At 59.7% G+C, this 17212-nt stretch carries 13 protein-coding genes; 5 read left to right on the top strand and 8 right to left on the bottom strand.

Annotated elements, in window-relative coordinates; translation table 11 throughout:
- Positions 1-153 precede the first annotated feature (153 nt).
- A complete protein-coding gene (locus KI787_12750; protein MBV6630822.1) occupies positions 154-3405 on the top strand; it encodes an Rne/Rng family ribonuclease in 3252 nt (1083 codons plus the stop codon).
- 385 nt (positions 3406-3790) lie between these two features.
- On the opposite strand, the gene KI787_12745 is transcribed toward KI787_12750, so the two are convergent.
- From KI787_12745 to KI787_12710, 8 genes are all read right to left on the bottom strand, one after another.
- Complete coding sequence (locus KI787_12745; GenBank protein MBV6630821.1) at positions 3791-4936, bottom strand: hypothetical protein; 1146 nt, start codon at positions 4934-4936, stop codon at positions 3791-3793.
- A gap of 350 nt (positions 4937-5286) precedes the next feature.
- The gene (gene kdsB, locus KI787_12740; protein ID MBV6630820.1) at positions 5287-6045 is read right to left on the bottom strand and encodes a 3-deoxy-manno-octulosonate cytidylyltransferase; all 759 of its coding nucleotides are present in this window, start codon (positions 6043-6045) and stop codon (positions 5287-5289) included.
- Positions 6042-6221: a Trm112 family protein gene (locus tag KI787_12735; protein ID MBV6630819.1), complete on the bottom strand. Its 180-nt coding sequence runs from the start codon at positions 6219-6221 to the stop codon at positions 6042-6044. Before KI787_12735 ends, kdsB begins: the two co-directional genes overlap by 4 nt.
- Before the next feature lie 14 nt (positions 6222-6235).
- Positions 6236-7240, bottom strand: a complete 1005-nt coding sequence (locus KI787_12730) for a tetraacyldisaccharide 4'-kinase (GenBank protein ID MBV6630818.1) — start codon at positions 7238-7240, stop codon at positions 6236-6238.
- A gap of 4 nt (positions 7241-7244) precedes the next feature.
- Positions 7245-9020 (bottom strand): lipid A export permease/ATP-binding protein MsbA, encoded by a 1776-nt coding sequence (gene msbA, locus KI787_12725; protein MBV6630817.1) that lies wholly within the window; start codon positions 9018-9020, stop codon positions 7245-7247.
- A gap of 7 nt (positions 9021-9027) precedes the next feature.
- Positions 9028-11253 (bottom strand): DNA internalization-related competence protein ComEC/Rec2, encoded by a 2226-nt coding sequence (locus KI787_12720; GenBank protein ID MBV6630816.1) that lies wholly within the window; start codon positions 11251-11253, stop codon positions 9028-9030.
- Positions 11202-11894, bottom strand: a complete 693-nt coding sequence (locus KI787_12715) for an ATP-binding cassette domain-containing protein (protein MBV6630815.1) — start codon at positions 11892-11894, stop codon at positions 11202-11204. Before KI787_12715 ends, KI787_12720 begins: the two co-directional genes overlap by 52 nt.
- Positions 11887-13134 (bottom strand): lipoprotein-releasing ABC transporter permease subunit, encoded by a 1248-nt coding sequence (locus KI787_12710; protein ID MBV6630814.1) that lies wholly within the window; start codon positions 13132-13134, stop codon positions 11887-11889. The genes KI787_12715 and KI787_12710 overlap by 8 nt, the downstream gene beginning before the upstream one ends.
- A gap of 126 nt (positions 13135-13260) precedes the next feature.
- Between KI787_12710 and KI787_12705 the strand changes: the two genes are divergently transcribed.
- From KI787_12705 to KI787_12690, 4 genes are all read left to right on the top strand, one after another.
- A complete protein-coding gene (locus tag KI787_12705; protein MBV6630813.1) occupies positions 13261-13458 on the top strand; it encodes a hypothetical protein in 198 nt (65 codons plus the stop codon).
- Positions 13459-13511: 53 nt separating this feature from the next.
- Positions 13512-14489, top strand: a complete 978-nt coding sequence (locus tag KI787_12700; protein MBV6630812.1) for an agmatine deiminase family protein — start codon at positions 13512-13514, stop codon at positions 14487-14489.
- A 10-nt stretch (positions 14490-14499) separates the two neighbouring features.
- The gene (locus KI787_12695; protein ID MBV6630811.1) at positions 14500-15384 is read left to right on the top strand and encodes a carbon-nitrogen hydrolase; all 885 of its coding nucleotides are present in this window, start codon (positions 14500-14502) and stop codon (positions 15382-15384) included.
- A 70-nt stretch (positions 15385-15454) separates the two neighbouring features.
- Positions 15455-16789, top strand: coding sequence for a DUF1329 domain-containing protein (locus tag KI787_12690; protein MBV6630810.1), 1335 nt, complete (start codon positions 15455-15457; stop codon positions 16787-16789).
- The last annotated feature ends 423 nt before the right edge of the window (positions 16790-17212 follow it).

Raw genomic sequence — 17212 nt, 5'->3', positions numbered from 1 at the left:
ACTGAGGACGGATGCGGTGGCATCCGGCGCCGAATAAACGGCATTGGACTCCCGCAAGAATGGTACTCCCTGGGCCCTTGAGGCGCAGGGTCTTTAGAAATATTTGCTGGCTCCCGCTATGCACCGCGGTTGAGCCTGAGACTGAACAACACAATGAAACGCATTTTGATCAATGCCACGCAGCCGGAAGAGCTGCGCTTGGCGATCGTAGACGGACAACGTCTGCTCGACCTCGATATCGAATCCCAAGCCCGAGAACAGCGCAAGGGCAATGTTTACAAGGGGCGTATCACCCGCGTCGAGCCCTCCTTAGAAGCCTGTTTCGTAGACTACGGTGAAGACCGTCAAGGCTTTTTGTCCCTGCGCGAAATTTCTCCAGAGTACTTCGAGAAACCTGCCGCCAGCGGCGACAAATCCAACATGCGCGAGCTCATTAAAGAGGGCCGCGAGATCATCGTGCAGGTGGATAAAGAAGAGCGCGGCACCAAGGGCGCGGCCCTGACCACCTACATCTCCCTGGCCGGGCGCTATCTGGTGCTCATGCCAAACAACCCTAAAGCTGGTGGGGTATCCCGGCGCATCGACGGCGAAGATCGCGCCGATCTGCGCGAGGCCATGAGCAGCCTGGAACTACCAGCCGGAATGGGCGCCATTGCGCGCACCGCTGGCGTAGGCCGCACCGCCGAGGAGCTGCAGTGGGACCTGAACTATTTGCTAGACCTCTGGCAAAGCCTGCTCGGCGCCACCCATGAGCGCAAAGCTCCGTTCCTGATTTACCAGGAAAGCAACATCATCATCCGCGCGCTGCGTGATTACTTAAAGCCAGATATCGGCGAAATTGTGGTCGACGAAGAACGGATTTATGCGCATGCCAGTGAGTTCATGCGCATGGTCATGCCGGGCCAGCAAAACAAGCTGAAGTACTACGCCGACCCCACACCTCTGTTCTCGCGTTACCAAATCGAATCGCAGATCGAAAGCGCGCATGTGCGTGAGGTTCGGCTGCCATCGGGTGGGTCCATCGTCATCGACTCCACCGAAGCGCTCACGGCCATCGATATTAACTCCGCACGCTCGACCCGCGGCGGGAGTATCGAAGAGACTGCGCTGCACACCAACTTGGAAGCGGCCGATGAAATTGCCCGTCAGTTGCGGCTACGCGACCTCGGCGGCCTCGTCGTTATCGATTTCATCGACATGAACACCTCCAAGAACCAACGGGAGGTGGAGAACCGGTTGCGGGATGCCTGCGGTATGGACCGTGCGCGTATTCAGCTGGGGCGCATATCCCGCTTTGGCTTACTCGAGATGTCACGCCAACGCCTGCGCCCATCCCTGCGCGAACACACTCACCTGGTGTGTCCACGGTGTGATGGCCAGGGCATGATTCGCACCATCGAGTCCACCGGCTTATTGGTACTCAGGCTGCTGGAGGAAGAGGCACTGAAGGAAAAGACTGGGCGGGTGATCGCGCAGCTACCCGCCTCTGTTGCCACCTACCTGTTGAACGAAAAACGCTCCATTCTTGGCGCAATTGAGGCTCGCACCGAGGTCGACCTGACCCTGGTCGCGAATCCCAACCTCGAATCTCCGCAATTCGACATCAGCCGGATTCGCGAAGATCAGCTCCAAGAAGAAAATAATGGCGGCCCCAGCCACAGCTTGATTCACCTGCCAGCACCGAACCCAGCAGATTTGCCGCATGCCGACCAAACCGTGGGCAAAAAGGCCGGGCAGGTTCCCGCCGTAGCTGCTGTTCTACCCTCGACTCCGGCCCCTACTCGGGCAGAACCGGAGCCACGTCAGCGTAGAGCCCCCCAGCACGCCAAATCCCGCCCTCAGCAAGCCACTGCCTCGGTATCCTTGTTGGCACGCTTGTGGGCAGCTCTGCTGCAGCTCACCGGCATGGGCGGCCAAAGCGAAGAGCAACAGCCTCGACAGCCAAACCGGTCTAACCAAGGTTCAGGTCAGCGCGGGCGTGGGCAGGGACGTGGCGGAGATCGTAAGTCTGGAAGCGGCGGCAATCAGCGCAACCGGCGCAGCAACACGCGGCGCGATAACCGCCGAGACCGAGACGACATCACGACAAATCGGCAGGCGCCTAGCGCCAGTAGCGGGACCAAAGCCGAAACCAATGCCGACAAGCCCCAAGACGCTGCAGACAACGGGGGTCGCAAGCGGCGTCGGCGGCGGCGCTCGGGTAACGACAATAACGCGGCTAACGAGCAAAGCGGCGCCCAGAACAACGCAGCGAAGGCAGCGCAGGAAGGCGCCGCCCCGGATACGACTCGCGCCCCTGAGAGTCAAGCAGACAACGCTGGCAAAGCTAACCATGGGCCTACCGCCGAGGGTGACGACGGCAGCAATGCACCGAAATCACGGCGGCGCGGTCGGCGTGGAGGCCGGCGGCGGCGTGGCGCTCGCGGCAACGGTGCCGATGGAGCAGAAGCCACACAAAGCAGCTCTACCGAGCAAAGCCAAGATGGCTCCGCGCCTCGCGCAGACCGCCAAGACACCCCTCCGCAGGACAGCAAGAATGCAGAAATGTCCCAAGAGTCTGGCAAGACTGCGAAACCGGAAAACTCCGAACCCAGTACGCCTGTAGAGACCGCGGATCAGGCCACAGCTCGCGCACAAAAACCAGCCAAACCCCAAGCTCAGAGCAAGACGGATGTGGGCAACAGCAGTGATGCAGCCCAGCCTGAATCTGAAGCTGCCAAGCAGACCACGCCGCAACCTGCCTCGGCTGAGGCTGCAATGCCGACACAATCAAAGCCACAAGAGGCGGATGAGGCAAAACCTTCGCAGAGCAAGAGCTCGGAGCAGCCTAAACCTGAGGCGAAACCTAAGGCCGCACCCGAAACTAAACCCGCTGCATTAGATGAAACGGCGAGCGAGCAGGCGGCAACGGCAACTGTGCAAGAGGCACCAGCTAAGCCAGACGCGAGCGATGCTAAGGCGGGTGCAGCGGAAGACGCCGCTGACAAGCCCAAGCGCAGTCGTAGCCGTCGCCCGCGTAAAAGTGCACAGCCCAAGCCTGCTGCTGACAACACTGAAGCTGCCGCGGATACAGCGGCTACCGACGCCACCCCGACCGCGCCAGCATCGCCCGCCAAGGCCGCAGCTGCGACAGAAGGTGTTGCCAAGGCCGAGGCCAAGAGCGCGAAGGCTCCAAGCCGCTCAGATGATCAGGCTCAGCCCGAGCTAGTACAGGTGTCTACGGACCCGAGCAAAGTCAGCAAAGCCGCTCAGGCGGAGCAGCCCGCTACTACCCCGGCCAAAAAACCCGAAGACAAGAAGCCATCCAATGGTGATGCACCAAGCCCCAAAGCTCCGGTGACGCAGGCTATTACCAAACCCAAAGATGAGCCCGAATTGGTGATGGTAGAAACGAAGAAGAGCTAGCTACTAACCGGGCACTTCGGCTGTATCAACCGAAGCTCATTGGCGTTAACGAAATGGGGGCTTAGCCCCCATTTCTTTTCTTTCCGGAGTTAAAGTTGGATAGTCATGGACTACAACCTAAACGGGGCGCGGCCATGCACGCTCAAGAGACAACCATCGGGAAGCTCCGTTAGCCCGGTTACAGAACAAACCGGCCGCCCGGTCAATCTGGCCGAACCAGCCAAATGTGCCTAGAGCCGGGCTAGGCAAAAGTTGAGGCAGATGACCACTCACGGTCAGGAGCGTCAGAGCGGCCAACGATAGCGGCTCGCGCGCCGCCTCTCGACCCTGAACCAATCGAGTCCCGGCGACAAACCCACGCGCGCTACAGCGGCCGGGCTGTGGCCTAGAGCCCGGAGTTTTCCGCCACCGTCCAGCCGTAAAGCTGCTCGACATCAATGGCGGCAAAGCCGAAGTGGGCCAGGAAGACATCCAATGCGAGGGCGCGAACCTCGCCTTCGGGCGCTGTGCCCTCCCCCGCCAGATTCGCCGCCTGCCGACCGCTAAAGTTGTAGCGCAGGTCGTAGGACAAGGTCCCCGGCTCGGTGGCACTCCAGAAAATATCCAACAGCGTGCCGCCTGTGCTGACGCTCGGCGTGTCGACACCGGTGGACGGCGCCGTGTTGCCAATCCCGTATTGGGGGACAAAGCCCGACAGCACTGCACCGCCGCCGAAATGCTGCGTAGCATAGGGCGGGAGCACCTTGCCAATCTCGTACTGGGTCACCCCTGCCTGCAGCAGCGCCACCGAAACCACGCCACCCACGCCGGGGCGCGATGCGGCTTGCTGCACGCGCATGATGTACTCCCCACCAACAACGGTGCCGTCCTGCTCCACAATTGCCGTTGGCTGAAAGTCGACATTGCCGCCTTCATAACTCAACAGCGTGCCGTCGTTCTGGCGAAACCGGACTACGCTTGCGGCAAAGCCTTCTTGGCCGCGCTGGGTTGGGACCGTGATGCGGGGGCGAGATTGCAGAGTCTCAATGTCGCTCGAATAGTCCCCATCAAGTGAGCCGCCCCCACCCAATAGCAGACCAGCCGACGTCTCGAGCTCCAGCGCCAGCTCCCCAATCAGGAAGGTCGTCGCGGCCACATTGCTGCCCACCAGCAACACTGACTCAGCACCAGGTCCGCGGTAGAAGCCGACGGCTGGCGTGATCCATGGTCGATCCGAGGGGTGCGCGACAAAGGAGAATTGGGCAGAGTCCGGCCCCCGACCCAAGCCGAAGTACGGCTGCGCGCCCGGCTCCGGCACGCTGGCGATGATGAGGGAATCAGGAGCAAGATCCGAGGAATGGACGGCGACCCATTCTCCGGCGCTGACGCGCAGTTCCAGGACCGATGTCGACAAGTCGCGCGTGGCCGCTTCAACAGCGGTACTGCTCCGAGCATCCGCAGACAACGGCGTAGTGTCGTCGCCTGGCGCGCAGGCCGACAGGACCGTAACGAGCGCGCCAATCGCCGCCCGCAAATAACGTGGTGTGTTCATGATGTTCTCCGCTCCAACACAGCAAGCCTCTGGTGGGCTTGTCGATTCGTGTTCGAAAAACCTAGAGGATTTCTAGGGATAGTTCAATGCCCAAAAGCTTGTAGAACAGCGTTCGCTCGGGCCGGTGACTTTCGTAGCCATGCGCACGATCTATCGCCTACGCCGCACATGCTGATTCGATCTCGCGTCACCTTTGCCTCAGTTGATAAGGGCCTCAAGGATTCTTGGTGTGCCCCGGACGCGACCAACTCACTCTGAACGTGAGCTTTTTGGCGTCTCGCGATTGAATACATCGCCACGGAGTTCTTCGCGATCAAAGAGAACACCGGACGGGGCTCTACGCCCAAGTCTTATTGGCTGTGTTCCGCCCAATATTGTTGGGCCGCTCGCAAATCTTCTGCCGTATCAATTCCGACTGGCGGTGCTTGAGCCGCCTTCAACACCCGAATCCCAAAGCCCATCTCTAGGGCTCGGAGCTGCTCCAAACACTCCAAACCTTCCAAACGTCCGCTCGGTTGCGCGCAGTACTCAGCAAGAGCGCCGACCCTATAGGCGTACAAACCCAGGTGGCGCAGTGCTCCAGGGGCGGGCTGGGTGGAATCGCTAGCGTCGCGCACATGCGGGATGGGTGCCCGACTGAAGTACAGCGCATAACCACGTTGATCGCAGACCACTTTGACGCAGGCCGGGTTTTGCCATTCTTCCGGGTCCACCAGGGGGCAGGCTAAGGTCGACCAAGCCGCTTGGGGGTCATCCTCTAAACCGGTGGCCACCTGGCGGAGCAAGTCGGCCGGCATAAACGGCTCATCTCCTTGCAGGTTCACAACCACATCATCCGCAGACCAACCCTGTGTCTGCGCTAATTCGTTAATACGGTCGCTTCCACTGGCATGGTCGCTGCGCGTTAAGGCGGCGGCCGCCCCGGCCTTTTGCGCGACTTGCAGCACATCCTCAGCATCTGTCGCTACCCACACCTCTCCCAATTGGCTGGCTTGAGCCTGAGCAATCACATGCGCCAAAACCGGCTTATCGCCAATGGGAGCTAAGACCTTCCCCGGCAGCCGACTGGAGCCCAAGCGAGCAGGAATAACGACCCGAGTTTGGCTCATTCCAATTCGTCCGCATCCATGCGACGTGCTTCTGACTCCAGCATCACCGGAATACCATCGCGCACGGGATAAGCCAGACCAGAGGCTCGGCATTTAAGTTCATCGGTCTTGGCGTCATATTCCAGCGGAGCCTTGCTCACTGGGCACACCAAAATATCGAGTAAAGATTGATCCAACATCGCACAAGTCCTCAGACCGGCTGGGCCGGTAAGCATTGCTCCAGGGCTGTGAGCAGCCCCGCAGGCAGGGTGACAAAGTATTCCAGACTGTAAGCCTCACGACCATGCAAAAACCGGCATTTGACCGCATCTTTGGCGGTCATGAGTATGGGTCGATTGGCGGCGGCGGAGAAATCCTCCACCGTGAATTGGTGATGATCAGCAAAGGCCTTGCGCGGCCCCTTCAGGCCCGCATGGTCCAGCGCAGAAAAAAAGCCTTGCGGATGGCCAATGGCGGCTACCGCAAATACGTCTTGGCCCTGAAAAGTAGCGAGTGGCACCCGGCGTGCGTCACCAAGCCGAATGAGATCCCCAGGCTTGGGCTGCAATGTCCACATGGATCCAGTTTGGGCGGGTTGATCACCCACACTGAGCTGCAAGTGGGCCTGCTCCCGTCGCCACGCCGGCTCACGCAATGGCCCCACCGGCAATAAATGTCCATTACCGTCACCGCGCGCAGCGGGGGTGACCACAATCTCTACATCTCTGGCCAGCGCATAGTGCTGCAGTCCGTCGTCCGCCAAAATCAAATTGCAGCCGGCTTTTTCCAGCTCCTGAGCGGCCGCGTAGCGCTCCTCAGCCACAACAACGCTACAGGCGGTCTGCTGGGCGATGAGCAAGGGCTCGTCGCCTACCTCCGCCGCCGTGGACTGGGCCCCCACCCAAAGCAGGCCTCGAGTACGCCGCCCATAACCTCGGCTGACGACGCCTACATTCCAGCCTCTGTCGCGCAAAGCCTTTGCTAGCGCAATAATCACCGGCGTCTTTCCTGCTCCCCCAGCGACGATATTGCCCACAACGACAACCGGTACCTCGCAGCGTTTCGAGTTCAACCACCCTTGCTGGTAGGCCTTGCGCCGCAACACCACCACAGCGGCATAGATCCACTCCAAGGGCCAAAACAACCACAGCCACCCTGGTTGCCGCGCATACCAGCGCTGGTTAATTTGACTCTCGATAAATGAACGCAGACTCACAGGCTTAGGACAGCGCCGACGCGTCCTCGGTACCAAACTGCATGGCGTACAAACGGGCGTAGGCGCCATCGGCTTGGAGTAGCTCCTGATGCTGCCCCACCTCCACAATGCGGCCCTGATCAACAACCACAATACGATCCGCATGCAAAATGGTGGATAGCCGATGGGCGATGACCAAGGTGGTGCGGCCCTCCATCAAACTCAGCAGAGCATCCTGCACTACGCGCTCCGACTCGCTATCCAGGGCCGAAGTGGCTTCATCTAATATGAGCAGCGGCGCTGGCTTGAGCAGCGCCCTGGCAATGGCCAGGCGTTGCCGTTGACCTCCAGACAGCATCACACCATTCGGACCCACCGGCGTATCCAAGCCCTGTGGTAAGCGACGAATGAACTCCCAGGCATGGGCGGCTTCGGCGGCCGCCTGAATATCCGCCCTGGAGGCATTGGCCAACTCCCCATAAGCGATGTTGCGCTCTACGGTATCGTTGAACAGGGTTACGTTTTGGTCCACCAAAGCGATGTGCCGACGCAGGTCCTGAGGGTCGATGTTGCGCAGGTCCTGACCATCGAGCAGGATGCGCCCCGCATCCGGATCATAAAAGCGCGGGATCAAGCTCAATAAAGTGCTCTTACCACTGCCAGAGCGACCAACAAAAGCCACGGTTTCACCCGGCTGAATCTGCAAATCAATCTGGTCCAGCACTGCTTTTTGCGTGCCGGGATACGCAAAACATAACCCTTCAATGCTCAGCGCTCCGCGCACCGGACGGGACAATGACTCCCCTCCCACAGGCTCTGGAGGCGTTGCCATCAGCCCAAAAATATCAGCGGCGGCGGCAATACCTTTTTGCAGTTTCTCATTCAGGTTGGTGAGATTTTTAATGGGGCCCAACAGACTCAACATGGCGCCGATGAAAGCCACGAATGTGCCTGCCGTCATGGTTTCCAGCAGCGTTGGCGATGTGGCGATATACACCACCGCAGACACTGCCCAGGCAGCAATGAACTGTACGCTGGCCGTGGAGCCGGCACGGGTTGCAACCAAGCGCAGGTTCAGCCGGCGGTTCTTCTCATTGGCGACACCGAATTGCGCGCGCTCATAGCTTTGGCCGCCAAACAGTTTCACCACCCGCTGCGCTGTCACGACTTCTTCGGCCACATGAGACACGTCTCCCATAGAGTCTTGGATACGCCGTGAAATCTTGCGAAAGCGGCGGGCCACCACACTCACGAGCAGCGCAATCACCGGCCCGATGGCCAATACGAACACTGCCAAACGCCACTCCAAGTACAGCATCAGACCCACTAAACCAATCACGGTGAGCCCGTCTTTAATCATGGCCGTGACCACATTGGAGGCGCTTTCGGCTACCTGCTCGGCGTGGTAAGTCAGCCGGGTGAGTAAGTTACCGGGGCTGGAGCGATCAAAGAACGACACCGGCAGACGTAAATAGTGCTCAAACAACTGCGCGCGCAAGGTTTTGATGACCTGGCGGCCCACGGCAGCCATACCGTAAGCCGAGGTATAAGCTGCCGCTCCCCGCAAAAGGAATAACAGCAATATCAACCAGGGCATGCGCGCGATGGTGGCTGCGTCGCGCTGCACAAAAGATTCATCTAGCAGCGGTCGCATAAGCGCAATAAAACCCACATCGGCTACCGCAAAACCAATCATGCCGATGACGCCCAGCAAGAAGAACCGCCAGTGCGGGCGGGCGTATTGCAACAGGCGGAGGTAAATCTGGCGAGCGCTCTGCGCGCTGGGGGCAGCAGTGATCATGCGCGCATCATAGTGCTTCCAGCCGCCAGGGGCGCGCTCCTGGCCGCTGAATCGTCATATCGGGCAGATTTAGGCGCAGCGCACCACCCGCGGATGTGCTGCGCACCTCACTGCCGATATCCCGCCAACGCTGTACCACAGCAGTGCGCGGGAAACCCCAGCGGTTGTACACCCCTGCCGGTACAATCGCCAGATCGGGATGGAGCATGGCGACCCACTCGGCTGTAGAGGAAGTTTGGCTGCCATGGTGCGGCACCATCACCACGTCCACACCGGCTTGCAATTGAGGATGCCGCAGCATGGCATTCTCCGCCCGTAGCTCAACATCGCCAGGAAACAACATGCGTCGCTGGCCCACTTGAACCAGCACCACACAGGACAAGTCATTCTTGGACCAATGCGCTGGTCGATCTAAAGCTAGGCTGCTTATTCGCACTCCGTCTGCCGACCATTGCAATGCTTCACGGCAATTGCTGCCAGCGGCTCCCCATTGCTCTTTGACACTAAACGCTTGAGTGAGCGCGCGCCGCCCGCCAGCATGATCGCGGTCTTCATGCGTCGTGATTAGCAAGTCGACCTGGCTGAGCCCGAGGGCTTCGAGCTGTGGCCTCACGATCATGGCACCCGCGTCAAAGCGGCCGCTACGGCTGCGCGGACCGCTATCAATCACAACCACATGCTCAGCTGTACGCACGATAGCAGCCGAGCCCTGCCCTACATCCAGCACCCAAATATCTGCACGATCCATCGCGGGCGCAGGTACGGGGCGCAACCCAGCCCAAAGCGCACAACACCATAAGACGCAGGCGCCGATCAGCCAGTCACGCCGCTGCAAGCCCACAACGAGAGCCAGCGCCAAAGCCGACAATAACAAGGCCGCCTCCAGCAAGTTGAGGCTCTGCGCAGGCCATACCACCCAAGGTTTTGCCGCCCACCACGCTAATGCCGCGTAGAGGCCATCCAAAGCCTGGGTTAACCACAGTTGTGGCTGGGACCATAAGCCAATGCCGTCAAGGAGCACTGCACCCAAACACAGCGGCAGCAACAAGACCATGGCCGGAACCAACACCACATTGAGCCCCAGCCCGACCAGGCTCCATTGGCCGAACCATGCCCAGCATAGGGGCGCCAGCCCCACTCCCAGCAGCGCTTGCAGGGCGATCAAACGCCGCAGCCAGGAGTAGGGTTTCAGCCAGGGCCAGGCCGTTATTATGAGCAGTACGGCCGCGAAGGACAGCCACAAAGAAGCGTTTAAGCTGTGTAGCGGCGCTATCGTCAGCACCCCGATTAAGGCTAAGGACCAGCCCGCTAGGGGCGCAGCATAGCGCCCAGCGCTCAACACCCCTAGAACCAAGATGCCCATGGCCCAAGCCCGCCAGGCCGAGACCTGGCCATGCGCCAGCACCATATATCCGCTCATCCACAGTGCCGAGCTTATCGCCGCACATTGCCGGCGTCTTAACCCATGCTGCCATGAGGGCCTTAGCGCCCAGAGCAGCCGGCCAATGGCCCAGCCCCAGGCACCCAACAAGCCCAGATGTAAACCCGATATGGCAAATAAATGGCTGACTCCTGTTCGCGCCAAGGTGTCCCAGATCTCGGCGCTAAAACCTGAACGGTCCGCAAAAACCAAGGCCTTTAACAGCGCCATCCCTGGACCGGAGCTAGGCCTTATTGGCGCAGATGTGAGTACCGCCTCTGGACAAGGTTGCCACCGCTGCACGCTACCAAGGCCATGGATGGCTTGGGAGTACAACCAGCGGCCGTAATCAAACCCAAACCAATTTACTGTGCCGTGGGGTGGCTTCAGCCTTAGGTGGGCTTGGATACAACTGTGAATGGACACACGTTCTAGACCCGCCGCGGCCTCAGCATAAGCCGCCACGCGCAGCCGCCGCCCTTGGGCATCGCGTAGGAGTAAGCGTGTCCGATCCGGCTCCGGCGACAGGGCCAAAACACGATAGTCACCGACGCTAGACCCAGGACTAGACCAGCGCAACCGCTCCTGTTGCCAATACACCCAGGCAGCGTGGATCAGGGCCAAGGACATCAGGCAAACAGGCCAGCGCCAGGCCTTGTTCCCTAAGGCCCAGATCAGACCACACACAGCCCCAACAGCGAAGCTCAGCGGGTGCCAGTAAAAGCCGAGCTGAGCGAGGCCCAGCGCGGCCAGAGCGGCGATTAAGAGCCGGTAGTCACCGGAAACAGCTGTCCCTGACGCAATTCCAGGCATCGATCTGCCCTCGCCGCCAATTCGCGATCATGGGTCACCAGCACCAGGGCCGTTGCCAATCGGCGCTGCAGATCCAGCAGAACCTCGAAAACGGTATGGCCAGTGGCCTGATCTAGGTTGCCGGTGGGCTCATCGGCCAACACACAAGCGGGCTGATTCACCAAAGCGCGTGCCACCGCCACACGTTGCCGTTCACCGCCGGATAGCTCCGCCGGACGATGCTCCAGGCGCTCCCCCAAGCCCACCGCCGTCAATACTTCTGCCGCCGTCGAACGTGCCAAGCTCCACTGCGCACCGCCCAGGGCCAGAGGCATTGCCGCATTCTCCAAGGCCGAAAACTCGGGCAGTAAATGGTGAAACTGGTACACGAAGCCCAGATGCTGATTCCGCAAACGGGTGCGTGCAGCATCACCTAAAGAGTTCAGTTCTTGGTCCTGGATCCAAACCTGACCGGCGCTGGGTTTGTCCAAGCCGGCCAGTAGCTGCAGCAGTGTGCTCTTGCCTGAGCCAGATTGACCAATGATGGCCACAGACTCGCCCGCATGCAGTTCTAGATTCACACCTTGCAAGACCTCTAAGCGGCGTCCTGCGTCCACAAACTCGCGTGACAGCCCGGCACAGCGCAACACCACCTCACTCATGGCGCAAGGCCTCCGCCGGCTCCACACGGGTGGCGCGCCAGGCCGGATAGATGGTGGAGATCAACCCCAGCAGCAAAGACACCACGGCGATTTTTCCCACATCCCCCCAGTGCAGCTCCGACGGTAAATCGCTGATGTAGTAAACATCGTCGGCGAGCAGGTCTCGGCCCAATGCGTTTTCTAAAGCTGGAACCAAGGTTTCTACATTCAGAGCCAGCGCCACACCACCAACCAAACCCAGCAAGGTGCCGATAATTCCAATCAGGCTTCCTTGCACCATGAATGCTCCCAAAATCGTGCCGCGGGAGGCACCTAAGGTGCGCAAGATGGCGATATCAGATTGTTTGTCTTGGACCACCATCACCAGCGTGCTGACGATGTTAAACGCCGCCACAGCAATGATGAGGCTCAAAATGATGAACATCACGCGTTTCTCCGTGCGGATCGCAGCAAAGAAATTGCGGTGTTGCTGCGCCCAGTCACTCACCTGATACGCCATCGGCAGGTCTTCGCGGACATCCGCCGCAATCCAAGGGGCGCGCATTGGCTCATGCAGGCTGAGGCTCAGGCCATGCACCGCATCACCCAATCGATACAGCTTGGCCGCATCACTCCGGTGCATCAAAACCAGGCTGCGGTCGAACTCGTACATGCCCACTTCAAACAAGCCGACCACCGTGCAGCGCCGAAACCGCGGAGTGAGGCCCAGTGGTGTCACCTGCGCCTGCGGGATCATCAAATCGATACTGTCGCCCGGAGCCACGCCCAGAGCACGCGCAAGATGGCGCCCTAGTACCACATCAAAGCTGCCTGGCTGTAGGTCGTCCAGCTGCCCCACAATCACATGCGGTGCCAGGCCTTGGTCACCGGTTTCATGCGCTGGATCAACGCCGCGCAAGATTGCGCCGGACAGCTGCCCTGCCCCGCGCACCATGCCCTCACCGGAAACAAAAGGCCGCACACTACGCACCTCGGGGCGCTGCGCTAGTTGCTCTTGAACGGTAGGCCATTCCGTCATCGGCCCATCCCAACGCTGCAGCTGCAAGTGCGGGGTCATGCCCAAAATTCGGCTACGCAGTTCGGATTCGAATCCGTTCATCACCGAGATGACGGTAATCAATGCCGTCACCCCCAGCGCAATTCCGCCCATGGAGGTGGCAGAAATAAAGGAGATGAAGTGGTTGCGGCGCTTGGCGCGGGTGTAGCGCAGGCCAATACGGAGAGGGATCGGGAGTTGCATTGCAGGCGCAGTATACTCAGCTGCTGTTATGAACCGATGGCAATCCGCATGTTTTTGCGCCTAATAGGCTGCACCCTTTTGCTTGGCTGTCTTTCTGCGGCCTGGGCTCAGACGCCTGGAGCGACCATGGACCAAGTGCGCGCTGAGCGCGGCGAGCCCCAAAGTATCCGCGGGCCAGTAGGCGAACCGCCGATTACAACCTGGGTTTATCCCGAAGACCGGCTGTACTTCGAGCACCAACAGCTCATCATCGCTGTGCCGCGCAACGCTCACCCCGAGCTACAGCGCAAGGACGGACTGCGTAGTCCTAGCACCGAGGGCTAAGTTTGACCGAGCAACGACGCTGGCCGGCAGAATGGGAGCGGCAGGCCGCTGTAATGCTGACCTGGCCGGATCCCGCCGGCGACTTCGCCGATTTTGCGCGCATCAATCAGGCTTTCATCAGCCTCGCTAAGGCACTGGCTCAGGCAGCTCCGGTCTACATCAGCCTGGCTGCGGCTTTAGACATCGCCAATCTCAGGCAGGCTATTGGCATTACGCCGCACCCGGTGCACTGCCAACATGCTCCGGTGGGCGATGTGTGGGTACGCGACCATGGGCCTATAGGGGTCTACGATAAGGGGCGGGTTCGCCTACTGAAGTTCGAGTTCGACGGTTGGGGCGGCAAGTACCCGAGTCAAAATGACAATGCTTTACTGCCCTGGTTGGTCGACAACGCTGACTTTGCGCACATTCATGATTTGGAGACTCAAGGCTGGGTACTCGAGGGTGGAGGCGTGGAAACCGATGGCCAGGGCACGCTACTGGCCACCACGCGGAGTGTGCTCGACCCCAAGCGCAACCCTGAGCTCTCCGTAGCCATGATCGAAGACAAGCTCCGCGCAAGCCTGGGTATCAAGCGTTTCCATTGGCTAGAACACGGCGGCTTAGCGGGCGACGACACCGATGGCCACATCGATACGCTGGTTCGTTTTGTTGCCCCCGGCGTATTGGTCTACCAAGGTGCACCGGAAAGCGAAGGCCCCAACTCTGCCGAACTCCAGGCCATGGCCGAGGAGTTAGCACAGTGGCAGCAAGCCAACGGCCAAGCTTATGAGCTGCATGCTCTGCCGCATACACAGCAAGCGCATACGCGGGCACCGACAGGTTTGCCCAGCAGTTATTCTAACTTCCTGTTTATTAATGATTTTTTGCTGGTTCCGCAGTATAGCGACCCCGCGGATTCCGCTGCGCTGGAGCTGCTACGCAACTTGTGCCCCCAGCATCGGGTCGAAGGCGTTGATTGCAGTGCTCTGGTCGAACAATATGGCGGCCTGCACTGCGCCACCATGAATATCCCGCTTGCGCATGAATAAACCCAAAACTATTCGCGTGGCTGCCGTGCAAAGCGCATGCAGTGCTCACCCGGAGCAAAATCTTCAGGCTCACATCGAGGCCATTCGTAGCGCTGCGGCCCAGGGTGCGCAGCTCGTGGTCCTGCAAGAACTGCACAACACGCCTTATTTTTGCCAGGTGGAAGATCCCGACTTACATGATCTTGCGGAGCCCATACCAGGCCCCTCCACCCAGGCACTGAGCGCCGTCGCCGAAGAGTGCAACTGCGTCATCGTTGCCTCGTTATTCGAGCGTCGCGCAGCGGGTTTGTCGCACAACACAGCCGTCGTCTTGGATGCGGACGGCAGTTTGGCGGGCAAATACCGGAAAATGCACATCCCCGATGATCCGGGTTATTACGAAAAGTTCTATTTCACCCCCGGCGACCTGGGTTTCGAACCCATTGATACTGCTATAGGTCGTCTGGGTGTACTGGTGTGTTGGGATCAGTGGTACCCAGAAGCCGCGCGCCTCATGGCCTTAGCCGGCGCCGAGATTCTGATCTACCCCACCGCCATCGGCTGGGACCCTGATGACAGCGCTGAGGAGCAAGCTCGTCAGCGTGAAGCCTGGCTGACGGTGCAGCGCGGGCATGCCATCGCCAACGGTTTGCCGCTGCTCAGTTGCAACCGCATTGGGCACGAATTAGACCCTAGCGGGCACACCGCTGGCGCTCAGTTTTGGGGATCGAGTTTTATTTGCGGCCCCCAAGGTGAATGGCTAGCTCAGGCCCCAACCGATGAAAGCTGCACCTTGATGGCAGACTTAGATTTGCGCCGCGCAGAATCCGTGCGCCGTATATGGCCATTCCTCCGTGATCGGCGGATTGACGCTTACGGCGACCTGCTTAAACGCTACAGAGACCATGACGGCTAATGCGAGCCCGCCAAGGGCTATGCGATTATTCAGCAAAAACCCCCGTAAACACTCGCCTGGAGACCAAACAATGATACGTCTAACTCCGACTCTAGCGACCGCTGCGCTGCTCAGCAGCCTTAGCTTCGCGACCAATGCCGCCGACCCCGGCAAGCTCGGCACCGAGCTCACCCCGATGGGTGGAATCATGGCCGGCAATGGTGGTGCCATACCCGCTTGGGATGGCGGTATCGCGAAAAAAGACCGCCCAGAGGGGACTCGCTATAAAGATCCCTTCGCGGCTGACAAGCCGCAATTTGTCATTAGCAAAGACAACATGGGTGACTATGCCAACATGCTCAGCGCCGGGCAAAAGGCATTGCTGGAACAAGGGTCTTACACCATTCCTGTCTATAAAACCCGCCGTAGCGCCGCCGCACCGGACTATATTTATGCGGCCACCAAAAAGAACGCCGCTCAAGCGTCCTTAAAGAATGATGGCGAATCCTTGGAAGGCGCCGTAACCGGCATCCCCTTCCCCATCCCCAGTTCCGGTAAAGAAGTCATTTGGAACCACAAGCTGCGCTTTCGCGGGCGTTCCATCGTGCGCTATAACAACCAAGCCGCCGTCCAGCAAAACGGCAGCTTTGCTTTGTTCAAGCTCAAAGAAGACGTGAAGTTTGGCTGGAGCTATCCAGATATCAGCCTTGATGACTTGGCCAATGTCTCCACCTATTTCCTACAGAAGACCCTAGCGCCAGCTCGCCAGGCCGGTGGCATTTTGTTGGTGCATGAGACCATCGACCAAATCAAAGAGCCGCGTCGGGCTTGGCTGTACAACCCTGGGCAACGCCGTACACGACGTGCGCCTAATGTGGCTTATGACAACCCTGGAACAGGCGCTGATGGGCTGCGCACCAACGACCAGCTCGACGCCTTCAATGGCGCTACCGACCGTTACACCTTCAAGCTGGTCGGCCAAAAAGAGATGGTTATCCCCTACAACAGCTATGGCCTGAACTCTGGCGACCTCAAATACGAGGACATCGTCAAGCCCGGCCATATTGACCAAAACCTAGCGCGCTACGAGATTCATCGGGTGTGGGTGGTGGAAGCCGAACTCAAAGATGGGACCAGCCATATCTACAAAAAGCGCGTGTTCTACGTAGACGAAGACTCCTGGTCGATTGCTCTGGTGGATATCTACGACAAACGTGATTCTCTGTGGCGCTTCCAAGAGGCTCATTGGGCGATGGCCTACGACCTTCTCGCAGTGATGCCGGTACTGGGGACAGTATATGACCTGCAAGGTGGCCGTTACCTCACCATGGATATGAGCAATGAAGACCCACCCATTGCGATTGCCGATTTTGAAGACGAGTACTTCAATCCGAATAACCTAGCCCGTCTATCGCGCGCTCGCTAGAAGCAATCACGTCGGCCCATGCTTGACTGAGGCACGGGTCCAAACCGCACAACCGCAGGATGCCTGGTCCTGCGGTTTTTTTTTGCTAATGAGTCTGGTTAACCGTGGCGCCCGCCGATGCGGGTCGGTCCGTTGGGGCCGCTGTCCCCCGCGCCGCTGCGCGGTTCCCTCCGGCACCCTACGCTTTGTGTGGCCAGCTTGACGCGACGTCCTGTCGCGGCAAGCCTCAATCGGCCGTCCATGGCCGATTGACCACAGTCGCTCCAGGTGCCTGCGGCGCTCCTCCTGAATGCGGCCCCAACGGCTCAACGCGCCCCGGCCCCGAACCCCACATCGACTGCCACCCCCTCAGTGCGTGGCAAGGCTCGAAAGCGGCTGGCGGCACAGTTAAGCGCCTGATTGAGGGGGAGCGCCGCAGGGGCG

It is taken from the genome of Oceanococcus sp. HetDA_MAG_MS8, assembly GCA_019192445.1.
Classification (GTDB): domain Bacteria; phylum Pseudomonadota; class Gammaproteobacteria; order Nevskiales; family Oceanococcaceae; genus MS8.
Note: the sequence above shows the minus strand (reverse complement) of the source record. Positions and strands in the feature narration are given on the sequence as shown.